Source organism: Janthinobacterium sp. BHSEK, from assembly GCF_056174685.1.
In genome coordinates this window covers 144,253-164,919 of the sequence record NZ_JBWBYV010000059.1, presented here as the reverse complement: position 1 = coordinate 164,919, position 20,667 = coordinate 144,253, and the positions used below count along the sequence as shown (strand labels likewise).

Sequence of the window (20,667 nt, the reverse complement as noted above, 5' to 3'; positions counted from 1 at the left end):
AGCCAGACGCCGGCTCCTGCCTGTGTTTTACGGCGTATTGCGCCGCAAGCCCGCTTCCCGCACGAACACTTGCAGCGCGGGCATGGTCTGCTGGTGCAGCGCTTCCAGTTCCGTGCGCAACGTGGGTGTGATGGTCAGGCTGCCGTCCGCCTGGTGGTGCAGGGGCAGGCCCAGCGCTTGCGCCATTTCCACGGGGTAATTCGTAAAATTGCCGTAGGGCCGCTTGCCGTCGACGGACGGGGTAGGCCAATAACCCTCGGCCAGGTAATCCCCGGGCGCGCCCATGCCCAGCATCTCCAGCGATAGCCACGACTGCTGGCGCAGCAGTTGCAGGTGGCGCGTGGTAAACGTGAACGACGCCTTGCCGTTGGCATAGCTGCCCGGTTTCAGATTCGCCATTTGCACGAAGTGGGGCAGCAGCTGCGCCGCTTCCATCAGCCGCTGCGCGGCCAGCGCCGCATCCTGGCTGGCAATGGCCTGCATGGCCAGTTCCAGGGTGTCGCCCTTGCCCAGCGGGTAGGCCGGATTGAGCATGGGGGCGCCGTTTTCCACGGGCGACCAGCCGATGCTGAAACGCCGTATCAGCGCCAGATGGTGCACATTGAGCACCTTGGGCAGCGGAGAATCCAGGGTGGCCAGGATGCGCTGGCGTACGGCGCGGGGCAGTTCGTTGTCGGCCGCGCGCGCCAGCACGGGCGAGCACAGCAGGGCGCCGGCCAGGCGCAGCAACTGGCGCCGCAGGGGCTGGATCAGTCTCCGCATTATCGCGCCGTCAAGTCCTGGCGCTGGAATTCGATGCGGTTTTCCTGATACTGCCACTTGGTGTAGGGCCCGAACACGCGCCGGTTTTCCTTGCTGTCGGCATTCGATTGCTCGCGCTTCATGCGCCGCACGAGGGCGCTATCGACCAGCGGCTCCGTCGTCGTGCCGAACACTTCGTGGCGCACACTTTGCTTGGCGTCGGCGCCGCGCGAAATGATGGTGAGCTTGCGCGTGGCGGGATCGAAGTACAGGCGCATGGCAAACGTGTTCATGTCCTGCAGGTACAGGCCGTCGTCGCGCCATTGGGCATAGAAATAGTCGCCGCAGACGGCCTTCGGTTCGCGTTTCCATTCGCAGGCGAGCAGGATCAGCAAGTGATGGTCGTCGAGTTGTTTGATTGAAACACGGGCCTTGGAATAGCCCCAGTTGCTGGGCGGCACGGTCTTCGACGAGAGCAGATTGTATTCGCCCACGAGATTGGGCATGGGCGCTTGCGCGAAGGCGCCAGCGCAGAGTGTCAAGGCGGCTGCCGCTGCGGCGCCGCGTATCGAGGAAAGAGTCGTCATGATGGCCATAAAGAAAAGTTGCCATATTATAGATGGCAACTTGCCAAGATGGCCGCGCGCTTGCGCAGCGCGCCGCTTGTTACTTCAGCTTGCTCAATTCCGCCACGTCGATCTTGACGACCTTGCCTTCGGTGGCGGCCACGAGTGCGTGGAAGTGGGGCGTCGCGTAGTGCGCCGTCAGGGCCGCGTTGTTCGTCCATTCTTCCAGCATGATGAAGCGCGTGGGAATCTTGTTGTCGAGGTGCAACTCGTAGCGCAGGCAGTCGCTTTCCGCGCGGCTCGGCGGCACGACGGCTTCCAGGGCGGCGCGCACGGCGTCGATATGTTGGGCTTGGGCATCGATGGTGGCGACGACGATCAGGGTCATGGTGTTCCTTGTAAAGTGGTGGGGCGGATGCAGCTTAGCGCAGTTTGCCCTTTCTTGTCCGCCATGCCCAGCCTGGCTGCGCCGAAACAGTTTCCGCCGCAGCCAGATAATCAAGCTGAACCTACGCCGCCTGCAGCGCGCCGATCTGCTCGAAAGCCGCCGTCAAGGCCTGCGCCCTGGCGGCGTCGCTGACCTTGACGCCTTCGGCGCGCACGATCTCGATCTGCTGGATGCCGAGGAAGCCGAGGAAGGCGCGCAGATGGCTTTCCTGGTGTTCCAGGGCGGCCATCGGCGTGTCGGCGCCATAGTAGCCGCCGCGCGTCGAGGCGATGATCACGCGCTTGGCTCCCAGCAAGCCTTCCGGGCCATTGGCGCCGTACTGGAAGGTCTTGCCGGGCACGGCCAGCGCGTCGAGCCACGATTTGAGCTGGCTGGGGATGGCGAAGTTGTACATGGGCGCACCGATGACGATGACGTCGGCGGCCAGCACTTGCTCCAGCGCGGCGGCAAGGATTTCTCCCTCGGCGGTGCCGGGGGCGGCCGTAAATTGCGGCAAGGGCTGGGCGGCCAGGTCGCGGTAGTGGACGGTGGCGCCGGGCGCGGCCGCTTGCAGGCGGGCCACGATGGCGGCGCTCAGTTGGCGGCTGACGGAATGCTCGCCAAGGACGCTGGAATCGATATGCAGGATGTTCATATAGGCCTTCTTGGATGGTATGATCGGGTGGTATGTTTTTGTAACCGGGTTAAATATAGTGACTATCAAATGAACGCACAAGAAGGCACTTTTTCCACACTGGGGCACACGGATGTGACCATGGACGCCGTGGCCGCGCGCGGGGCCGAGCTGGAAAAGCGCATGCGCGACCACGGCGGCCATGCGGGCGTGGCGGACTCGTGCCGCCCGATCACGGACATCCTGACCCGAGTGGGCGACAAATGGAGCGTGATGGTGGTGATGTTGCTGGGCAATGGCACCAAGCGCTTCAACGAGATGCGCCGCCTGATCGGCGGCATCTCGCAGCGCATGCTGACTTTGACCCTGCGCGGCCTGGAGCGCGACGGTCTCGTCACGCGCACCGTGTTTCCAACCGTGCCGCCGCGCGTCGACTATGCGCTGACGGACCTGGGGCGTTCGCTATTGATTCCCATCAGCGCGCTGGGCGCCTGGGCCTACGGCCACCGCGACGCCATCGATGCGGCGCGGCTGGCGTTCGATGCCAGGGCCGATGCGGGCGCGGCGCCAGGCAGCTAGCTTAGTTCGATCACGGCCAGCATGTCATTGCCATCCGCGTCCATGCCTTTTTCCACGAAACCCATGCTGGCATAGAACTGTTTCGCGTTGGCATTGCCGGGCTTGTAGCAGATTTCGATGCTGCGCGCATCCGGGCGGGCGCGGATTTCCGCCAGCGCCAGGGCGAGGGCGGCGCGGCCATGGCCCTGCCCCTGGCGCCGGTGGTCGATCATGAAGCGCCAGATCTGGTAGTGCCCGGGCGGGTCGTCGGCGTCGGGCGAGACGAACATCAGAAAGCCGATCACCTCCTCGTCGCCATACACGGCGCGCGTATGCAGGATGCCGGGATGGAAACTCGCTTGCGCGATGGAATAGTCGTTGCTGGCCAGATAGTCGCGTTGCTGCGGCAACAGGGGCAGTTCGCTGATAAGGTCGAAATTGCCGACGGTGACGGGGCGCAGGCTGATAAGCATAGTGGACGGCAATGAAAGGCAAGGCCTGGCAGTATGGGGAAAAATTACTCAATTGGCAATACTGTTCCACCACCCGCATCAAACGGCGGTGGAACACCGAGGGCACGGCGGCCGTGGCTCGGGCCGCCCTCACATTTACCTGGCGGCGACCGCCGCGGCCCCGGCCTGCGGCGCCTGCCAGCCGCCGCCCAGCGCCCGGTAGGCGGCGACTGCCGCGCGCGCTGACGCCGTTTGCGCCTGTGCGCGCGCGTCCCTTGCACGCAGCAGCCTTGTATCGGCCTGCAGTACATCAAGCCGGCTGGCAGCGCCTTTCTCGTAGGCTGCCAGCGAAGCGGCGCGGGCGCGCTCAAGCGCCTCTACGCCATGCGCCAGTAAAGTGGCCTGTTCTTCATGGCGCAGCAGGGCCGAGCAGGCGTTTTCCACGTCTTCGGCAGCATGCAGCACAGCGAGCCGGTAGGCCGCCAGCAGTTCGGCTTCCTGGCCACGCGAAGCCTCGATCTGCGCATCGATGCGGCCGAAATCGAACAGGCGCCAGCGCAGGCCCAGCATGCCGGCGGCCTGGCCGGAGCCGCTGCCGAACAGGGTACCGCCGGCCGTGGCGCTGCCAAACAAGGCGCCAAAATTGAATTTTGGGTAGTACTCGGCAACGGCCGCGCCGGTGCGCGCGCTCGCCGCGGCCAGGCGCCGCTCGGCCACGATCAGGTCGGGCCGGCGCCGCAGCAGGTCGCCCGGCGAGCCGCCGGCCCTGATGCGTGGCGCGACCGCGATGATGCCGCTGGCGGGCAGTTCCTGGCCATGGGTGCCGGGCGCTGCGCCCAGCATCACGTCGAGCGCATGCAGCGCCACCTCGCGCGCCGTGACCAGGCCGGGCACGACGGCGCGCGCCTGCGCCAGCGATGCTTCGGCCTGCCGCAGCGCCGCCTCGTTCGCCAATCCCTTGTCATATAACAGGGTGGCGAGTTCCAGCAGCGCCGCGTCGGTGTCGACCTGCAGGCGCGCCAGGTCGAGCCGCGCCTGCAGGCCCTGGATGGACAAGTAGAGGTCCGCCGTTTGCGCCGCCACGGCCAGCCGCGTTGCGGCCCATCCAGCCTCGCTGGCTTCGTAATCGGCGCGCGCCGCTTCACGTTCGCGGCGCAGGCCGCCGAACAGGTCGAGTTCCCACGACGCTTGCAGGTTCAATTCGCGCGCGCTGCCGGCGCGCTCATAGCCTGGCGTGGCGTTCAGGACCTGGCCCAGCGGCGTTTGCACCGACTGGTAGGCGCGCGCCGCTTGGCCGCCAATGCTGGCCGACGGCAGCAGCTCGGCGTCGGCCGCACCGGTGGCGGCGCGCGCCTGCCTGACCCTGGCCTGCGCCTGTTCCAGGTCGAGGTTTTGCGCCAGCGCCACCGTTACCAGATGGGTCAGGCGCGGATCGCCGAAGGCCGTCCACCACTGCAGCAGTTCGGCAGCGTCAGCATCCTGGCGCGCGCCGAGCGCCGCCTGGTGCAGATACTGCGCCGCTTGCGGCAGTTCGGGCCGGCGGTAGTCCAGGCCAGCAGTGCAGCCGGTGGCGGCCAGGCCGGCGGCGATCAGCAGAAAGGGGAGGCGCAGGCGTGGCAGTGGCATGGTGGTCTTCCAGTTCAAAAGAGAATAATGAGTGACTATAATACATATTGGTCACTTATTGTGCATTCCGTCGCGGCGCGTTAAGCTGTCGCCATGAATTCCACCACACCCGACACACCAAGCCCTGCGCGCGGCCCGGCCGGCCACGACGTGCGCGACCAGATCGTTGCCGCCGCCACCGATTACTTCAGCCGCTACGGCTATGAAAAGACGACTGTCTCCGACCTGGCCAGGGCGATCGGCTTTTCCAAGGCCTATATCTATAAATTCTTCGAATCCAAGCAAGCCATCGGCGAGCATATCTGCGCCAGCTGCCTGCGCCAGATTGAAACCGAGGTGAAAGACGCAGTGGCGGCGGCCGGCCAGCCGCCTGAGCAGCTGCGGCGCATGTTCCGGACCAGCGTCGCGGCCAGCTTGCGGCTGTTCTTCCAGGACCGCAAGCTGTACGACATCGCCGCCTCGGCCGCCACCGGGCGCTGGCCTGCCGTGCAGGCCTACGAGCTGGCGATGGGCGCCTTGCTGCAGGATATCTTGCAGCAGGGGCGCAAGACGGGCGATTTCGAGCGCAAGACGCCGCTCGACGAGACGGCCAGCGCGATCTACCTGGTGATGCGTCCCTACGTCAATCCCTTGCTGCTGCAACACAGCGTCGACAGCAGCGAAACGGCGGTGCTGCAACTGTCCAGCCTGGTATTGCGCAGCCTGTCGCCATAGCTTTGCATTAATTTGTGACTGTTGACTTATTTGGTCACTGGTACCAGAATGAGAATCCTGATCACTCATTCATGGGATTCTTATGCGCTGGCGCCGCCTCGCTTCATCTGTAGTCATCTCCACCTTGCCCCTGGCCATGAGTGCCTGCGCCGACAAGGCGCAGGCCGATCCGCGCACCGCCGTGCCGCTGGTGCGCGCCGTCCCGGTGCAGGGTGCCGAAGCGGGTACGCGCAGCTTCACGGGCGTGGTCGCGCCGCGCGTGCAAAGCGACCTCGGTTTTCGCGTGGCCGGCAAGGTGCGCGAACGGCTGGTCGACGCCGGCCAGGCCGTGCGCCGTGGCCAGCCATTGATGCGCCTCGACGCCGACGACCTGCAACTGCTGGCGCAGGCGCGGCAGGAGTCCGTCACGGCCGACCGCGCCCGCGCGCGCCAGGCGGCGGACGAGGAAGCGCGCTACCGTGACTTGCGCGGCACCGGCGCCATCTCGGCATCCAATTACGACCAGGTGAAGGCGGCGGCTGACGCGGCCGGCGCCCAATTGAAAGCGTCCGAAGCCCTGGCCGGGGTGGCGCGCAATGCGCTGCAGTACGCGCTGCTGCTGGCCGACGCCGACGGCGTCGTGATGGACACCCTGGCCGAACCGGGCCAGGTGGTCGCGGCCGGGCAGGTGGTGGTGCGCCTGGCCCATGACGGCCGGCGCGAAGCGGCGATCCAGCTGCCGGAAACCGTGCGTCCCGCGCTCGGCTCCACGGGCCAGGCCATCCTGTTCGGCAGGCCGGGCGCCAGCGTGCCGGCCACCTTGCGCCAGCTGGCGCAGACGGCGGACCGGCAAACGCGTACCTTCGAGGCGCGCTATGTGCTCGACGCGGCGCTCTCAAACGCGCCGCTGGGCGCCACCGTCACCCTGCGCCTGCCCGGCGCGCTTGCCGCCAGCGGCACCGTGCAAGTGCCGCTGGCGGCTCTGCACGATGCGGGCAAGGGGCCGGGCGTGTGGGTGATCGCCGGTGCGCCGGCGCAAGTGGCCTGGCGGCCCGTGAAGGTGCAGGGGCTGCACGACGACGGCGCCGACGTCAGCGGTCTGAAGGCGGGTGAGCGCATCGTCGCGCTGGGCGCCCATCTGCTGCACCAGGGAGAGCGGGTCAGGGTCGAACCGGCACCAGCGGCCGCCGGCGCGGGAGCGCATCCATGAGCGCGGCGGGCTTCAACCTGTCGGCGCTGGCCGTGCGCGAGCGTTCCGTCACCCTGTTCCTGATCTGTCTCATTTCGCTGGCCGGCCTGCTGTCGTTCTTCAAGCTGGGGCGCGCCGAAGACCCGGCCTTCACGGTCAAGGTGATGACCATCGTCACCGCCTGGCCTGGCGCCAGCGCGCGCGAAATGCAGGATCAGGTGGCCGACAAGATCGAAAAGCGCCTGCAGGAGCTGCGCTGGTACGAGCGCGCCGAGACCTATACCACGCCCGGCCTGGCGTTTACCACCCTGACCCTGCTCGACAGCACGCCGCCCGACCAGGTGCAGGCCGAGTTCTACCAGGCGCGCAAGAAGGCCGGCGACGAGGCGGCCAATCTGCCGGCTGGCGTGATCGGTCCCATGATCAATGACGAATACGCCGACGTCACCTTTGCCCTGTATGCGCTGAAAGCCAAAGGCGAGCCGCAGCGCCTGCTGGTGCGCGAGGCGGAAACCTTGCGCCAGCGGCTGCTGCACGTGGCGGGCGTCAAAAAGGTCAATATCATCGGCGAGCAGGCCGAACGCATCTACGTGGAGTTGTCGCAGGAACGTCTGGCTACCCTGGGCGTGCGGGCGCAGGACGTGTTCGCGGCGCTGCACGGCCAGAATGTCCTCACGCCGGCCGGCTCGGTCGAAACGCGCGGGCCGCAGGTGTCCATCCGCCTCGACGGTGCGCTCGACGCGCTGCAAAAGATCCGCGATACGCCTGTGGTGGCGCAGGGGCGTACCTTGCTCCTGTCCGATATCGCCACCGTACGCCGTGGCCAGGTAGACCCGGCCAGCTTCATGGTGCGCAACGGCGGCGAGCCGGCGCTGCTGCTGGGCGTGGTCATGCGCGACGGCTGGAACGGGCTGGACCTGGGCAAGGCGCTGGACGGGGAGGTGACGGCCATCGGTGCCGCCATGCCGCTGGGCATGAGCCTGGCCAAGGTCACCGACCAGTCCGTCAATATCAGTGCGGCCGTCGACGAATTCATGCTCAAGTTTCTCGCCGCGCTGCTGGTGGTGATGCTGGTGTGCTTTATCAGCATGGGCTGGCGCGTCGGCATCGTGGTGGCCGCCGCCGTGCCGCTGACCCTGGCCGTGGTATTCATCGTGATGGCGGCGACGGGCAAGAACTTCGACCGCATCACCCTCGGCTCCCTGATCCTGGGCCTCGGCCTGCTGGTGGACGACGCCATCATCGCCATCGAAATGATGGTCGTGAAAATGGAGGAGGGCTACAGCCGTATCGCCGCCTCCGCCTATGCCTGGAGCCATACGGCCGCGCCCATGCTGGCCGGCACCCTGGTGACGGCCGTCGGCTTCATGCCCAACGGCTTTGCCCGCTCCAGCGCCGGCGAATACACGAGCAATATGTTCTGGATCGTCGGCATCGCGCTGATCGCGTCGTGGGTGGTGGCGGTGGTGTTTACGCCCTACCTGGGCGTCAAGCTGCTGCCCGAGCTGAAAAAGGTCGCCGGCGGCCATGACGCGCTGTACGGCACGCCGCGCTACCACCGCTTTCGCCGCCTGCTGGGGCGCGTGATCGCCCGCAAATGGCTGGTGTTCTGCACCGTGATCGGCCTGTTCGTGCTGGCCGTGCTGGGCATGGCAGTCGTCAAGAAGCAGTTCTTCCCGATCTCGGACCGCCCTGAAGTGCTGATCGAGGTGCAGCTGCCCTACGGCAGCGCGATCGGACAGACCAGCGGCGCGGCGGCGAAAGTGGAAGCCTGGCTGGCGCGCCAGCCCGAAGCGAAGATCGTCACGACCTATGTGGGCCAGGGCGCGCCGCGCTTTTATCTGGCGATGGGGCCGGAATTGCCCGATCCTTCGTTTGCCAAGATCGTCGTGCGCACCGATAGCCAGCAGGCGCGCGACAGCCTCAAGCGGCGCTTGCGCGTGGCCGTTGCCGCCGGCCTGGCGCCGGAGGCGCGCGTGCGCGTCACGCAACTGGTGTTCGGCCCGTATTCGCCGTTTCCCGTCGCCTACCGGGTCAGCGGCCCCGATCCCGAGATGTTGCGCGGCATCGCCGGCGAGGTGCGGCGCGTGATGCAGGCCAGTCCGATGATGCGTACCGTCAATACCGACTGGGGCACGCGCACGCCCACCCTGCATTTCAGCCTGCAGCAGGAGCGCTTGCAGGCGATGGGCCTGACGTCGGCCGCCGTGGCGCAGCAGCTGCAGTTCCTGCTCAGCGGCGTGCCCGTCACCGCCGTGCGCGAAGATATCCGCACGGTGCAGGTGGTGGCGCGCGCGGCTGGCGACGTGCGGCTGGACCCGGCGCGCATCGCCGACCTGACCCTGGCCGGCGCGAACGGCGAACGCATCGCGCTGTCGCAGGTGGGCAGCGTCGAGGTGCGCTGGGAAGAACCTGTGATGCGCCGGCGCGACCGCCAGCCGACGATCACCGTGCGCAGCGACATCGCCGACGGCATGCAGCCGCCCGACGTCTCGGGCACCATCACGGCGCAGCTGCGGCCCATCATCGACAGGCTGCCAGCCGGCTACCGCATCGAGCAGGCCGGCTCGATCGAGGAATCGGCGAAGGCAACGCAAGCCATGCTGCCATTGTTCCCCATCATGCTGGCATTGACCCTGCTGATGATCATCCTGCAGGTGCGCTCGATCTCGGCGATGGTGATGGTGTTCCTGACCAGCCCGTTGGGCCTGATCGGCGTGGTGCCCACCTTGCTGCTGTTCCAGCAGCCGTTCGGCATAAATGCGCTGGTCGGCCTGATCGCGCTGTCGGGCATCCTGATGCGCAATACCCTGATCCTGATCGGCCAGATCCACCAGAACGAGGCGGCCGGCCTGGCGCCGTTCGACGCCGTGGTCGAAGCGACCGTGCAGCGCGCGCGTCCCGTGATCCTCACGGCGCTTGCGGCCATCCTGGCCTTTATTCCGCTGACCCATTCGGTCTTCTGGGGCACCTTGGCCTATACCCTGATCGGCGGCACGTTTGCCGGCACGGTGCTGACCTTGGTGTTCCTGCCGGCCATGTATGCGATCTGGTTCAGAATACGGCCGCAGGCAAGGGTGGTGAAGATTGAAAACAGCGGGCCGGAGACGCGGGCCTGAGAAAATGCCGATGGCGGCGTTGCAGCTCCTTGCCGTACTGGCGTACTGTCTGCGTCGCTGCGCCTTGCCCTCGACATTTTTCAGGCTCGCTTGGCCCGGGGAGCCTGGGTTTCGGACTTGTTAAACTCCCGTCGCATCCTGCCGGTAGCGCGCCGGCGGCAGCGCGAACTGGGTCTTGAAGAAGCGGGTGAACGCGCTTTGCGAGGAAAAGCCCAGGCGCTCGCCGATTTCCACCACGCTCAGGCTCGTTTCGCGCAGCAGTCGGCGCGATTCGCGGCTCTTCGCGCGCAGTTCCAGCGCGCGGAACGAGGTCTGCTCCTGCTGCAGCTGGCGCTGCAAGGTCCAGCGGTTCATCGCCAGGCCGTCGCACAGGGCCGGCAGCAGCGCGCCGCCGTCGGCATCCCCGGCGCCTTGCCGGCCCAGCAAATCGATGATGGCCTGCTCCACGCGGGCGGAAAACAGCTGCGCCCCCTGCAGCTGCTGCAACTGTCCCTGCGCGTGCCGCAGCGCGTGCGGCGCCAGCATGGCGTTGAACTGGGCGAAGGGACGGTCCAGCGCCGGCGCGTCGAAGGTCAGGGTATTGCGCGCCTGGCCGAAGGTGACGGCGGCGCCGAAGCACTCGGCAATGGCCGGCGCGAACCACGGCGCCTTGCCCTGGAAACCGGCATGGAAGGCGGTGGCCGCGCCATCGTCGTAGGCGCGCGCCACCAGCGACAGCATGCGGAAATTGGCCAGCGCCTGCATGGCGCCGCCCACCGGGCAGAACTCGGACAGGTATTCGATCTCGATGCGCGTGCCATTCTCGCTCATCAGCATGAAGTCGAATTCGCCGATCAGGCCCCGCAAGTGCAGCAGCTCGTGCAGCGCGCTGCGCAGGGTGGGGCGGTTGAAGCAGACGTGGGCGATGCCCGAGTAATGCGCGAACCAGTGCGTCACGTCGAGATCGAGCAGGCTACGGTGCTGCGGCAGCTGCTGGGCGTAGGCCGTCATGCGGCGGTGCCGCTCGGCGTTGATGCGGCCGCCCGGCTCGTCCAGCTGCGCCGGCGTGATGCCCGTCTGGCGGAAAAAGTCGGCGGGATCGTGGCCGTCGGCCTGCATGGCGCGCGCGCATTGCTGCGCGATGCGGTTCGAAACCGTACGCGTGTCGGGTTTGTGCAAGGCTGTCTCCTGCTTATTCAGCGTATTCTGCTTGTTGTAGTAATTTTTCACAAATATTAGCACTTTGTAGGAGATTGTTGGTTGTTGTGCCATCTAACCAAAAATTGTTCTCGCGGGTATAAAACGCGTGCTGCGCGGTCAAGAAACTCACGCATTCTCACGCTATATTGTTTTCGGCCGGCCTTGCTGCCGCGCCTTGATACCTACAAAAACAGTCTTGGAGATAATGATGAATTGCACTTTGAAACCGATGGCTCGCGTGGTCGCCGGCTGCGTCGCCACGCTTGCCCTGGCCGCCTGCGGCAACAGCGATACCGGCAGCGAGGGATACACGCAGCCCGTGTTCGGCGCCACCAGCTACACCCAGTTGAAAGTCGACGGCTATACCTTCAAGGACATGAACCGCAACGGCAAGATCGACCCGTACGAAGACTGGCGCCTGCCGGCCGAGGCGCGCGCCGACGACCTGCTGTCGCGCATGAGCCTCGATGAAAAGGCGGGCCTGATGATGCACGGCACGGCGCCCACCGTATCCGACCCTTCCGGCATCGGCCTGGGTGGCGCATATGACCTGGCGGCCTTGCAAGACCTGATCGTCAAGCAATACGTCAACACCTTCATTACCCGCATGGCGGGCGACACGGCCAATATGGCGGCCCAGTACAACAAGGTGCAGGCCTTGAGCGAAACGTCGCGCCACGGCATTCCCGTCTCCATCAGCACCGATCCGCGCCACCATTTCCAGTACACGGTGGGCGCCAGCGCCGGTACCAAGGGTTTCTCGCAGTGGCCGGAAACCCTGGGCCTGGCCGCCATCGGCGACGATGCGCTGGTGCGCCGCTTCGGCGACATCGCGCGCCAGGAATACCTGGCCGTCGGCATCACGCAGGCGCTGTCGCCGCAGGCGGACCTGGCCACCGAGCCGCGCTGGTCGCGCATCAACGGCACTTTCGGCGAAGACGCGGACCTGGCCAAGCGCATGGTGCAGCACTATATCGAAGGTTTCCAGGACGGCAATACGGGCTTGCATGACGGCAGCGTGGTGGCCGTCGTCAAGCACTGGGTCGGCTACGGCGCCACGAAGGAGGGCTACGACGGCCACAATTACTATGGCCGCTACATGACCTACCCGGGCAACAATTTTGCCTACCACGTCAAGCCGTTTGAAGGGGCGTTTACGGCCAAGGCGGCTTCCGTCATGCCGACCTACGCTCTGCCGGACGGCAATATCACCATCGACGGCATCACCCTGGAGCAAGTGGCGGCCGGCTTCAGCAAGACCATGCTGACGGATCTGCTGCGCGGCAAATACGGCTTCGAGGGCGTGATCCTGTCCGACTGGGGCATCACGTCGGACTGCGACGCCAACTGCCGCAACGGCACGGCGCCTGGCGTGGCGCCTTCCTTCATCGGTTTCGGCACCCCGTGGGGCATGGAAGACGCCACCAAGGCCGAGCGTTACGTGAAGGCCGTGACGGCGGGGATGGACCAGTTTGGGGGCGTGACGGAAGCGCCGTATCTGACGCAAGCCGTGCAGCGGGGCCAGTTGACGGAGGCGCGCATCAACGCCTCGGCGCGGCGCATCCTGATCCAGAAATTCAAGCAGGGCCTGTTCGAGCATCCGTTCGTCGATGCGGCCAAGGCGGCCAGCACGGTGGGCAAGGCGGAATTCGTCGAGGCGGGCCTGGAGGCCCAGCGCCGCTCGCTGGTCCTGTTGGAAAACAAGGACAAGGTTCTGCCGCTGGCCGCCACCGTCAAGAAGGTCTACCTGTACGGCATCGATGCGGCCGTGGCGAAACAGTATGGCTACACGGTGGTCGCCACGCCGCAGGAAGCGGACGTGGCCCTGCTGCGCGTGGCCGCACCGTATGAAACCCTGCACCCGAACTACATCTTCGGCAGCATGCAGCACGAGGGCCGCCTCGATTACGTCGATGGCAATGCCGACTACGAGGCGATCAAGAACGCGGCGAAATACGCGCCGAAGACGGTGGTCACCGTGTACCTGGACCGTCCGGCCATCCTCGGCAACGTGCAGGACAAGGCCAGCGCCATCCTCGCCAACTTCGGCGTCAGCGACGGCGCGCTGTTCGATGTCCTGACGGGCAAGGCCAAGCCGCAAGGCAAGCTGCCGTTCGAGCTGCCGTCGTCGATGGCCGAAGTGCAGGTGCAGAAATCGGACGTGCCGTATGACACGGCCCATCCGCTGTACAAGTTCGGTTACGGCCTGGCTTACTAACAACGCCTAACAAAACCGTAGCGAGCGGAAGTGAGTTGCGGTCGAGAAGCGCAACTGTACGAAGGTACAGTGAGCATCGGAGGCCGTAAATCACGACGCGCAGTAGGTTTTGATAGGTGTTCAGCGCAGGGTAATCCAGCTGCGCTCTTGCACGGAGCGCAGCGCGGCATCGATCAGCCGGTCCACCTCGTAGCCGTCGCGGAAGGTGGGCCAGACCGGCTGGCCGCTGGCGATGGCCTGCAGAAAATCGCGCGCTTCGATGACGATCTGCTCGTTGTACCCCGTGCCGTGCCCCGCGCCCTGGCTGAACGCCAGGTAGTCGGGGTGGGCGGGCCCCATCAGCAGGCGCTGGAAACCCTGGCGCTGCGCCGGGCGACCGGCATCGTACAGCCACAGCGCATTCTGGTCTTCCTGGTCGAAGGCGATCGCGCCTTTGGTCCCCGTGATGCGGTAGGTGTAACCCATCTTGCGCCCGGCCGCCACGCGGCTGAAGGTGAGGGCGCCGAGCGCGCCGCTGGCAAAGCGCAGCATCACATTCCCCTGGTCGTCGTTTTCCACCGCTTCCATGCCGTGCGGGCCTTGCCGCTGCGCGTGCACGGTGTTCATGTCGGCCACCAGCGCGTCGACGGGACCGCCCAGGCGCAGGGCCAGGTTGAGCAGGTGCGAGCCCACGTCGGCCAGCGCACCGGCGCGCGTCGCCGTCGCCTCGCGCGTGCGCCAGGATGCCGGTGCGCGCGGGTCGTGCAGGTAGTCTTCCACGTGTTCGGCGGCGACGTGGATGATCTCGCCGATCTCTCCCGATGCGATGATCTGCCGCGCCAGCTGGCTGGCGGGCGTGCGGATGTAGTTATAGCCGACCATATTGGCCACGCCCGCCGCTTCGGCCGCCTGCGCCAGCTGCAGCGATTCGGCGGCCGTCATGCCCAGCGGTTTTTCGCAGAATACGGGCTTGCCCAGGGCCAGCGCCGCCAGCACGATGTCCTTGTGCGTGGCCGGCGGCGTGGCGACGATGACGGCGTCGATGGCGGGATCGTTGAGCAGCACGCGCCAGTCGCCCGTGGAGCGGTTCCAGCCCAGTTCCTGCGCGCTGCGCGCCGCACTCTGTTCGCTGCTGGTGGCGATGCAGGCGCACACGGGGTTCAGCGCCGTGTGAAAAATGCTGCGCACGGCCTTGTAGGCGATGGTGTGGGCCTTGCCCATGTAGCCGGCGCCGATCAGGCCGATGTGGATGTCTTGCATACGGAGTCTCCGAGTGTATCGCGGTAAGGGGTCAGGCTTGCTGGCGCCATGCGTGGCTGTCCAGGGCGTCGATAAAGCGCGCGGCTGGCCAGTCCTGCGCCAGCGCTGCGTGCATGATCTGCTGCTGCGTGGGCGGCGCCATCCCGGCGATGGGCTGGTCGCGGTCGAGGTTGCTGGGGAAGGCATAGCCTTCGGCGCAGGCGGCCACCGCGTGGCGCACGCCAGCGTCATTGAGGGCACCCTGCGCGCGCAGCGCCTGCAGCGCCGGATACAGCGCGGCGCTCATGGCGCGGCGGTCCAGCGCTTCCATGGCGCGCCCGAACGGCGACGACACTTGCAGCAGGTTGGCCATGCGGCGGATGTCGGGCGAGCGGTTATGCCCGGCCGCATGGAACAGGGCGGGGTTGAAGAACACGGCATCGCCTTTGGACAGGGGCAGCTGCACGCAATGCCGGGCGAAATAGTCGCGGAACGGCCGCTGCTGCCAGGCGAGAAAACCGGCGCGGTAGCGCTGCGACCCGGGCAGGTACAGGGTGGGACCGGAGGCCAGCGGCATGTCGCAATGGGCGACGGCGCCCTGCAGTGTCAGCAGGGCGGACATCTGGTGCACGGGCGCGGGATAGGCGGCGCAGCTGGCCGCGCTCTGGAAGCCCAGGTGGTAGTCGCGGTGCGGCGCCTGGGCCGCTCCGCCCGGGTTGACGACGTTCACTTGCGCCGTCATCTGGTAGGCGGGACCGAGCCAGGCCTCGGCTATCCACGCGAAGACGGGGTTGGCGTAATAGCGCGCGAACGCTTCCGGCGCGCGCAGACACAGCTTTTGCTGGGCATTCCAGATGCGGTCATTCGCACCGGCCTTGGCAAAATGGTCGCCAGCCGCCTGGCCGCTCGCGTGCTGTTCGGCGATCAGCGCCTGAAACACGCGGTTCACCTGTTCCAGGCATTCCATGTCGGCGACGGCGCGTTGCAGCACGATGACGCCGGGACCGTCCATCAGCGCCTGGCCCCATTCGGCCTGCAGCGCGCGCAACGCCACCGGCTTGCCGGCCAGCGCGCGCACCCGGTCGCAGTCGTAGACGAGAATGTTTTCTTCCACCGCGGCGGCGTGGGGATAGTCGGCCGGCGCCGTGCGTTGGCTGACGGTGGCGATGAAGTCTTGCAGATCGCAGTTTTCTGATGCCAGCCAGAAGGGGCTGGGCGGCGCTGCGCCGGCGTCTGTGGTGGGCATGCGGTGTCTCCGTTGTTTAAGTTGTAGAATCAGTATAGGGATGAAAATCCGCATTTTTCATCAGGAAATCCATCAAAAAACCATCAATCTGGATTGGATATCGCATGACGCATCCTTTTCCCGTCAAGGTCGTGGCGCTGCAGGCCGGCGTCAGCGTGGCCACGGTCGACCGCGTGATCAAGCAGCGCGGCGGCGTCCACGCCAATACCGTGCGCCGCGTGATGCAGGCGCTCGACGAACTGGCGCGGCAAAGCACGCAGGTGGGCCTGGCCGGCAGAAAATTCATGCTCGACGTGCTGATGGTGGCGCCGCGCCGCTTCACGGACGCCGTGCGCGCCGCGCTGGAGGCGGAGCTGCCGTCCTTGCATCCGGCCGTGCTGCGCTCGCGCTTTCACCTGCATGAAACCCTGGACGTGGACGGCATCGTCGAACTGCTCGAACGCATCCGCAAGAACGGCAGCCACGGCGTGCTGCTGAAAGCGCCGGACTTGCCGCCGGTGGCCGAGGCGGTGGACCGGCTGGCGGCGGCCGGCATTCCCGTCGTGACCCTGGTGACGGACTTGCCAGGCTCCGCGCGCCGCGGCTACGTGGGCATGGATAACCGCGCGGCGGGGGAGACGGCCGCCTGCCTGGTCGGCCAATGGCTGGGCAGCCGGAAAAAGCAGCAGGTGCTGGTGACCCTGAGCAGCAACCGCTTTCATGGCGAGGAAGAGCGCGAGATCGGCTTTCGCCGCGCGCTGCGCGAACGGCACCGCCACTTGTCCATCGTCGAGGTGAGCGAGGGCCACGGCATCGACGGCGCCACGGGGGCGCTGGTGCGTCAAGCCCTGGCAGATCATCCGGCCATCGCCGCCGTGTATTCCATCGGCGGCGGCAATGCCGCCATCGTGCAGGCGTTCGCCCAGGCGGGCCGGCGCTGCCAGGTCTTCATTGGCCACGACCTCGATGCGGACAATGTGGCGCTGCTCAAGTCGGGCGCCATCCAGGCCGTGCTGCACCACGACCTGGGGCAGGACATGCGCCGTGCGTGCCAGGAAATCCTGCGGGCACAGGGCGCGCTGCCGGCCCTGGCGCAATCGCCGTCACTGTCCGCCATCCAGATCGTCACGCCGTGGAACCTGCCCGCCCTGAACGGCTGAATTGACAGGCATGCGAGGCTGGCCGATACTCGCCGCTTCGCTCATCGTTCACCTCAGGAAGGAATCCCCCGATGTCCGTCACTCCGCAATTGTGCAAGACCGTGCTGGTAGCCGCACTCTCCATCGCGTTTACCATGCCCGCCATGGCCGCCGTCCCTGCAACTGCCGGCGCTTCATCGGCCTGGGTTGAAGCGAGCAACCGCAACGCGGCCATCGTGCTGGCGGCGCAGGCGCAGTTCTCGCCCGAAGACGCTTCCGACAGGGGCCTGGCCCAGTACGACGGCCTGGCCGCCGACCTGGGGCCGGACATCACCGGGCGCCAGGTGGCGGCCATGCGGAAGGCGCGCGCGCAATTGCAGCAAAAGCTGGAACTGGAACGCGACGAACGCATACGCCAGGACCTGGAAATCCTGATCGGCGCCGTCGACCAGGAAATTGCCGGCACCGAGCTGGAAGCCAGGTACGCCTTGCCGTGGATCGACGTGCCGCAGATGGTCTTTGGCAGCATGCAAAGCCTGCTGCAGGAACAGCGTCCGGCCGCGCGCCGTGCCAAGGCGCTGGAGCGCCTGCAGCGCTATGTAGGCCAGTTTCCGGGCAGCACGCCGATCACGCAGCAGGCGAAGGCGCGCTTCACGGAAAAGATCGGCACGCCCGGCCTGGCCGGTCCCGTGCGCCTGCAGGTGGAGCAGTCGCTGGAAAACGTGCCGACGTATATCGCCGGCATCCGCAAGCTGTTCGCCGACATGAAGATCGCAGGCGCCGAACCCGCGCTGGCCGCCATGGAGCAGCAGCTGAACGAATATGCGGCGTGGGAAAAGCAGGTGGTGCTGCCTCTGTCGCGCACGGATTTCCGCATGGCGCCCGAGCTGTACGCGTTTCGCCTGAAACAGGTGGGTATCGACATCGAGCCGCGCGCGCTGGTCGAGCGGGCGCAGGTGGCCTACCTGGAAACGCGCGCCGCCATGCAGGCGCAGGCGCCCGTGGTGGCGGCCAAGCTGGCCTTGAAGGGCGTCGACGGCACGGACTACCGCCAGGTGCTGCGCGCGCTGAAGAGCGATTCCATCCCGAACGCGCAGCTCGAAGCGCACTACAAGGGCGTCAATACCCAGCTGGAAGAACGCATCCGCGCGCAGCGCGTCGTCGACGTGCCGCAGCGCGCCATGACCATGCGCCTGGCATCGGATGCCGAATCGGCGGCCCAGCCGGCGCCGCATATGCGTCCGCCTCCGCTGATCGGCAATACGGGAGAGCATGGCCAGTTCGTCCTCCCCGTCAGCAATCCGGCCGCCAGCGGCAAGGGCGAGGCGTATGACGATTTCAACTTCGCGGGCGCGGCCTGGACCCTGAGCGCGCACGAGGGCCGCCCCGGCCACGAACTGCAGTTCAGCGCCATGGTGGAGCGGGGCGTATCGCAGGCGCGCAGCCTGTATGCGTTCAACAGCGTCAACGTGGAAGGCTGGGCGTTGTACGCGGAAGCGGAAATGATCCCGTACGAGCCGGCCGAGGGCCAGTTCATCGCGCTGCAGTTCCGCATGCTGCGCGCGGCGCGCGCCATGCTCGACCCGATGCTGAACCTGGGGCAAGTCACGCGCGAAGAGGCGGGGCGCATCCTGACGGAAGAAGTGATGCTGTCGAAACCGATGGCGCGCCAGGAGCTGGACCGCTACACCTTCAATGCGCCGGGCCAGGCGGGCAGTTATTTCTATGGCTATACGCGCATCCTGCAGCTGCGCGCGGAAACGGAGCTGGCGCTGGGAGACCAATTCGACCGCCTGGCCTTCAACAACTTCCTGCTGGGACAGGGCTTGCTGCCGCCGGACTTGCTGGCCAAGGCCGTGCGCGAACACTTCATCCCCGGGCAGAGAAAAGCCAGGGGCTGATGGCGGGCGACTCCGCGCCGCATACCCTATACTGGCGTCCTCGAGTGATGACGCGGGTGTGGCTGCATGTGGCGTGGGATTGTATCTGGTTTGCTGGCCGGCGCCTTCTGGGGCGCCGTTTTCATTGTGCCCGTCTTGCTGCCGGATTTTTCTCCGGCCGAGCTGATGGTGGGCCGCTACATTTGCTATGGCGCGCTGGCGGCCGGCCTGATGCTGCCGCGCCTCCTGCCCCTGCTGCGGCGGCTGCGGCGCGGCGACTGGCTGGCCATGCTGCGCCAGGCGCTGGCGGGCAACGTCGAGTATTACCTGCTGCTGGCGTATGGCGTCAAGCTGGCCGGCGTGGCGCCCACCTCGCTGATCATTGGTTTGTTGCCCCTGAGCGTGACGCTGTTCGGCCACAAGGACCACGGCGCGCCGCCCTTGCGCCGCCTGGCCCTGCCGCTGCTGGTGGTGGCCGCGGGCATCGCCTGCATCAATGTCGATATCTTCAGCCATGCAGGCGGCGCGGGCGCGGACGGCGCAAGCCTGGCGCACAGGCTGGCGGGCGTGCTGTGCGCCATCGGCGCGCTCGCGTGCTGGACCTGGTATGCGCTCGACAATGCCCGCTTCCTCAAGCGCCATGCGCATGTCAGCGCCGCGGAATGGGCCATGCTGTATGGCTTGGCCAGCGGCGTCATCGCGCTGGTCGTGGGCGCCGTGATGCTGGCGCTGCAGCTGGCGGGTGGAGCCGATGGCAGTCCTGCGCGCGACTGGCCCCGCTTCTGGCTTGTGTGCCTGCTGCTGGCGCTGGGCGCTTCCGTGATCGGCAACTACCTGTGGAATCTGGCGTCGCGCCGGGTGCCCGTCACCTTGTCGGGCCAGCTGATCCTGTCGGAGACCCTGTTCGCGCTGCTGTACGGCTTCGTCTACGCGCAGCGCATGCCGCGCCCGCTGGAGTGGGCGGCGATGTTGCTGCTGACGGCGGGCGTGCTGTGGTCCGTGCAGCGGCATGCGCACGAGGAGGCAGAGGGGCGGGGAGACGGGCGTGGGGCAGGGCGGACGTAGCGAAAAATACATCGTTGCCAGTCCGCCGTTTGCCCTGGGCCGGCCGTATAATGACGCTCATTTGCCGGCCACCGAGGGAGTTCCGCTTGCAGCTACCGATCCGTTATCCGAACATGCCGCAACTGCTGCTGAAGGCGCGCGACAGCCTGCTCCAGCATTTTCGCCCCATCCTCAATCACTTCGGCGTGACGGAGCAGCAGTGGCGCATCATGCGCGCGCTGAACGAAAGCCCCACCCTGGAACCGCGCGAGCTGTGCGAGATCTGCCAGATTTCCAGTCCCAGCATGAGCGGCATCCTGGCGCGCATGGAAGAAATCGGCCTGATCGGACGCAGCAAGTTCGAAGGCGACCAGCGTCGCCGCAAGGTGCACCTGTCGGAAGCGGGCGCCAGCCTGCTGCTGCAGATGGGCAAGCTGATCGACCTGCAATATGCCCACCTGGAAGAAGCGTACGGCAAGCAGGTGTTCGAAGACATGCGCCGCGCGCTGGAAGCCTTCATTGCCCTGGAAACCCTGCCGGTGGCGCCCGCCATCCTGCGCTGAACTCCGAGCTTTTCCTTGCCTGAGCATCCATCGGGCGCGTGTTTTTCGACACGCGCCGCCGCTGCTTTTGTCATGCCCGTTCCACGCATTGCCGCATCCTGCCGGGCTTGTGCCCGCACCTCTGTCAGTTTTGCTATAAGACTACGCCTTACAGTCAATCACTTACATGTGAGTAAATAAGCGTATAATTTGCCTC

At 66.5% G+C, this 20,667-nt stretch carries 18 protein-coding genes; 9 read left to right on the top strand and 9 right to left on the bottom strand.

The window, feature by feature from the left end; all coding sequences use genetic code 11:
• Positions 1–27: 27 nt before the first annotated feature.
• The 4 genes from AC0V2Y_RS20705 to AC0V2Y_RS20690 all read right to left on the bottom strand — a co-directional run bounded on the left by AC0V2Y_RS20705 (position 28) and on the right by AC0V2Y_RS20690 (position 2,389).
• The gene (locus tag AC0V2Y_RS20705; RefSeq protein WP_475414924.1) at positions 28–762 is read right to left on the bottom strand and encodes a hypothetical protein; all 735 of its coding nucleotides are present in this window, start codon (positions 760–762) and stop codon (positions 28–30) included.
• Positions 762–1,328 (bottom strand): hypothetical protein, encoded by a 567-nt coding sequence (locus tag AC0V2Y_RS20700; RefSeq protein ID WP_475414925.1) that lies wholly within the window; start codon positions 1,326–1,328, stop codon positions 762–764. The genes AC0V2Y_RS20705 and AC0V2Y_RS20700 overlap by 1 nt, the downstream gene beginning before the upstream one ends.
• A 79-nt stretch (positions 1,329–1,407) precedes the next feature.
• Positions 1,408–1,695, bottom strand: a complete 288-nt coding sequence (locus AC0V2Y_RS20695; RefSeq protein ID WP_475414926.1) for a putative quinol monooxygenase — start codon at positions 1,693–1,695, stop codon at positions 1,408–1,410.
• Positions 1,696–1,816: 121 nt separating this feature from the next.
• A complete protein-coding gene (locus AC0V2Y_RS20690; RefSeq protein WP_475414927.1) occupies positions 1,817–2,389 on the bottom strand; it encodes an FMN-dependent NADH-azoreductase in 573 nt (190 codons plus the stop codon).
• A 162-nt stretch (positions 2,390–2,551) separates the two neighbouring features.
• Between AC0V2Y_RS20690 and AC0V2Y_RS20685 the strand changes: the two genes are divergently transcribed.
• Positions 2,552–2,947, top strand: a complete 396-nt coding sequence (locus AC0V2Y_RS20685; protein ID WP_465043973.1) for a winged helix-turn-helix transcriptional regulator — start codon at positions 2,552–2,554, stop codon at positions 2,945–2,947.
• On the opposite strand, the gene AC0V2Y_RS20680 is transcribed toward AC0V2Y_RS20685, so the two are convergent.
• Both AC0V2Y_RS20680 and AC0V2Y_RS20675 read right to left on the bottom strand, forming a co-directional pair.
• A complete protein-coding gene (locus AC0V2Y_RS20680; protein ID WP_475414928.1) occupies positions 2,944–3,399 on the bottom strand; it encodes a GNAT family N-acetyltransferase in 456 nt (151 codons plus the stop codon). The genes AC0V2Y_RS20685 and AC0V2Y_RS20680 overlap by 4 nt on opposite strands.
• Positions 3,400–3,534: 135 nt before the next feature.
• Complete coding sequence (locus AC0V2Y_RS20675) at positions 3,535–5,004, bottom strand: efflux transporter outer membrane subunit (protein ID WP_475414929.1); 1,470 nt, start codon at positions 5,002–5,004, stop codon at positions 3,535–3,537.
• Between the two features lie 93 nt (positions 5,005–5,097).
• Between AC0V2Y_RS20675 and AC0V2Y_RS20670 the strand changes: the two genes are divergently transcribed.
• From AC0V2Y_RS20670 to AC0V2Y_RS20660, 3 genes are all read left to right on the top strand, one after another.
• Entirely contained in the window at positions 5,098–5,718 is a 621-nt protein-coding gene (locus AC0V2Y_RS20670) for a TetR/AcrR family transcriptional regulator (protein ID WP_475414930.1), read from the top strand.
• An 82-nt stretch (positions 5,719–5,800) separates the two neighbouring features.
• Complete coding sequence (locus tag AC0V2Y_RS20665; protein WP_475414931.1) at positions 5,801–6,907, top strand: efflux RND transporter periplasmic adaptor subunit; 1,107 nt, start codon at positions 5,801–5,803, stop codon at positions 6,905–6,907.
• On the top strand, positions 6,904–10,005 hold the full coding sequence (locus AC0V2Y_RS20660) for an efflux RND transporter permease subunit (RefSeq protein WP_475414932.1): 3,102 nt from the start codon (positions 6,904–6,906) through the stop codon (positions 10,003–10,005). The genes AC0V2Y_RS20665 and AC0V2Y_RS20660 overlap by 4 nt, the downstream gene beginning before the upstream one ends.
• 120 nt (positions 10,006–10,125) lie before the next feature.
• Here the strand turns inward: AC0V2Y_RS20660 and AC0V2Y_RS20655 are convergent, their stop codons facing one another.
• Complete coding sequence (locus AC0V2Y_RS20655; protein WP_475414933.1) at positions 10,126–11,163, bottom strand: helix-turn-helix transcriptional regulator; 1,038 nt, start codon at positions 11,161–11,163, stop codon at positions 10,126–10,128.
• Positions 11,164–11,389: 226 nt separating this feature from the next.
• Here AC0V2Y_RS20655 and AC0V2Y_RS20650 point away from each other — a divergent pair, with 226 nt between their 5' ends.
• Complete coding sequence (locus AC0V2Y_RS20650; protein ID WP_475418116.1) at positions 11,390–13,402, top strand: glycoside hydrolase family 3 protein; 2,013 nt, start codon at positions 11,390–11,392, stop codon at positions 13,400–13,402.
• Between the two features lie 120 nt (positions 13,403–13,522).
• Here the strand turns inward: AC0V2Y_RS20650 and AC0V2Y_RS20645 are convergent, their stop codons facing one another.
• Together AC0V2Y_RS20645 and AC0V2Y_RS20640 are read right to left on the bottom strand one after the other, a co-directional pair.
• A complete protein-coding gene (locus AC0V2Y_RS20645) occupies positions 13,523–14,641 on the bottom strand; it encodes a Gfo/Idh/MocA family protein (protein WP_475414934.1) in 1,119 nt (372 codons plus the stop codon).
• A 31-nt stretch (positions 14,642–14,672) separates the two neighbouring features.
• Entirely contained in the window at positions 14,673–15,866 is a 1,194-nt protein-coding gene (locus tag AC0V2Y_RS20640) for a phytanoyl-CoA dioxygenase family protein (RefSeq protein WP_475414935.1), read from the bottom strand.
• 104 nt (positions 15,867–15,970) lie between these two features.
• On the opposite strand from AC0V2Y_RS20640, the gene AC0V2Y_RS20635 reads away from it, so the two are divergent.
• The 4 genes from AC0V2Y_RS20635 (at position 15,971) to hpaR (ending at position 20,471) form a co-directional block, all read left to right on the top strand.
• A complete protein-coding gene (locus tag AC0V2Y_RS20635; protein WP_475414936.1) occupies positions 15,971–17,005 on the top strand; it encodes a LacI family DNA-binding transcriptional regulator in 1,035 nt (344 codons plus the stop codon).
• Between the two features lie 71 nt (positions 17,006–17,076).
• Positions 17,077–18,885 (top strand): DUF885 domain-containing protein, encoded by a 1,809-nt coding sequence (locus tag AC0V2Y_RS20630; protein ID WP_475414937.1) that lies wholly within the window; start codon positions 17,077–17,079, stop codon positions 18,883–18,885.
• Between the two features lie 66 nt (positions 18,886–18,951).
• On the top strand, positions 18,952–19,929 hold the full coding sequence (locus tag AC0V2Y_RS20625) for a DMT family transporter (protein ID WP_475414938.1): 978 nt from the start codon (positions 18,952–18,954) through the stop codon (positions 19,927–19,929).
• Between the two features lie 86 nt (positions 19,930–20,015).
• Positions 20,016–20,471 (top strand): homoprotocatechuate degradation operon regulator HpaR, encoded by a 456-nt coding sequence (hpaR, locus tag AC0V2Y_RS20620; RefSeq protein WP_227741981.1) that lies wholly within the window; start codon positions 20,016–20,018, stop codon positions 20,469–20,471.
• The last annotated feature ends 196 nt before the right edge of the window (positions 20,472–20,667 follow it).

What these genes read in the sequence shown, in the direction of transcription:
- AC0V2Y_RS20705 (WP_475414924.1), bottom strand. Translation starts at nt 762, where the DNA reads ATGCGGAGACTGATCCAGCCCCTGCGGCGCCAGTTGCTGCGCCTGGCC.
- AC0V2Y_RS20700 (WP_475414925.1), bottom strand. Translation starts at nt 1,328, where the DNA reads ATGACGACTCTTTCCTCGATACGCGGCGCCGCAGCGGCAGCCGCCTTG.
- AC0V2Y_RS20695 (WP_475414926.1), bottom strand. Translation starts at nt 1,695, where the DNA reads ATGACCCTGATCGTCGTCGCCACCATCGATGCCCAAGCCCAACATATC.
- AC0V2Y_RS20690 (WP_475414927.1), bottom strand. Translation starts at nt 2,389, where the DNA reads ATGAACATCCTGCATATCGATTCCAGCGTCCTTGGCGAGCATTCCGTC.
- AC0V2Y_RS20685 (WP_465043973.1), top strand. Translation starts at nt 2,552, where the DNA reads ATGCGCGACCACGGCGGCCATGCGGGCGTGGCGGACTCGTGCCGCCCG.
- AC0V2Y_RS20680 (WP_475414928.1), bottom strand. Translation starts at nt 3,399, where the DNA reads ATGCTTATCAGCCTGCGCCCCGTCACCGTCGGCAATTTCGACCTTATC.
- AC0V2Y_RS20675 (WP_475414929.1), bottom strand. Translation starts at nt 5,004, where the DNA reads ATGCCACTGCCACGCCTGCGCCTCCCCTTTCTGCTGATCGCCGCCGGC.
- AC0V2Y_RS20670 (WP_475414930.1), top strand. Translation starts at nt 5,098, where the DNA reads ATGAATTCCACCACACCCGACACACCAAGCCCTGCGCGCGGCCCGGCC.
- AC0V2Y_RS20665 (WP_475414931.1), top strand. Translation starts at nt 5,801, where the DNA reads ATGCGCTGGCGCCGCCTCGCTTCATCTGTAGTCATCTCCACCTTGCCC.
- AC0V2Y_RS20660 (WP_475414932.1), top strand. Translation starts at nt 6,904, where the DNA reads ATGAGCGCGGCGGGCTTCAACCTGTCGGCGCTGGCCGTGCGCGAGCGT.
- AC0V2Y_RS20650 (WP_475418116.1), top strand. Translation starts at nt 11,390, where the DNA reads ATGATGAATTGCACTTTGAAACCGATGGCTCGCGTGGTCGCCGGCTGC.
- AC0V2Y_RS20645 (WP_475414934.1), bottom strand. Translation starts at nt 14,641, where the DNA reads ATGCAAGACATCCACATCGGCCTGATCGGCGCCGGCTACATGGGCAAG.
- AC0V2Y_RS20640 (WP_475414935.1), bottom strand. Translation starts at nt 15,866, where the DNA reads ATGCCCACCACAGACGCCGGCGCAGCGCCGCCCAGCCCCTTCTGGCTG.
- AC0V2Y_RS20635 (WP_475414936.1), top strand. Translation starts at nt 15,971, where the DNA reads ATGACGCATCCTTTTCCCGTCAAGGTCGTGGCGCTGCAGGCCGGCGTC.
- AC0V2Y_RS20630 (WP_475414937.1), top strand. Translation starts at nt 17,077, where the DNA reads ATGTCCGTCACTCCGCAATTGTGCAAGACCGTGCTGGTAGCCGCACTC.
- AC0V2Y_RS20625 (WP_475414938.1), top strand. Translation starts at nt 18,952, where the DNA reads ATGTGGCGTGGGATTGTATCTGGTTTGCTGGCCGGCGCCTTCTGGGGC.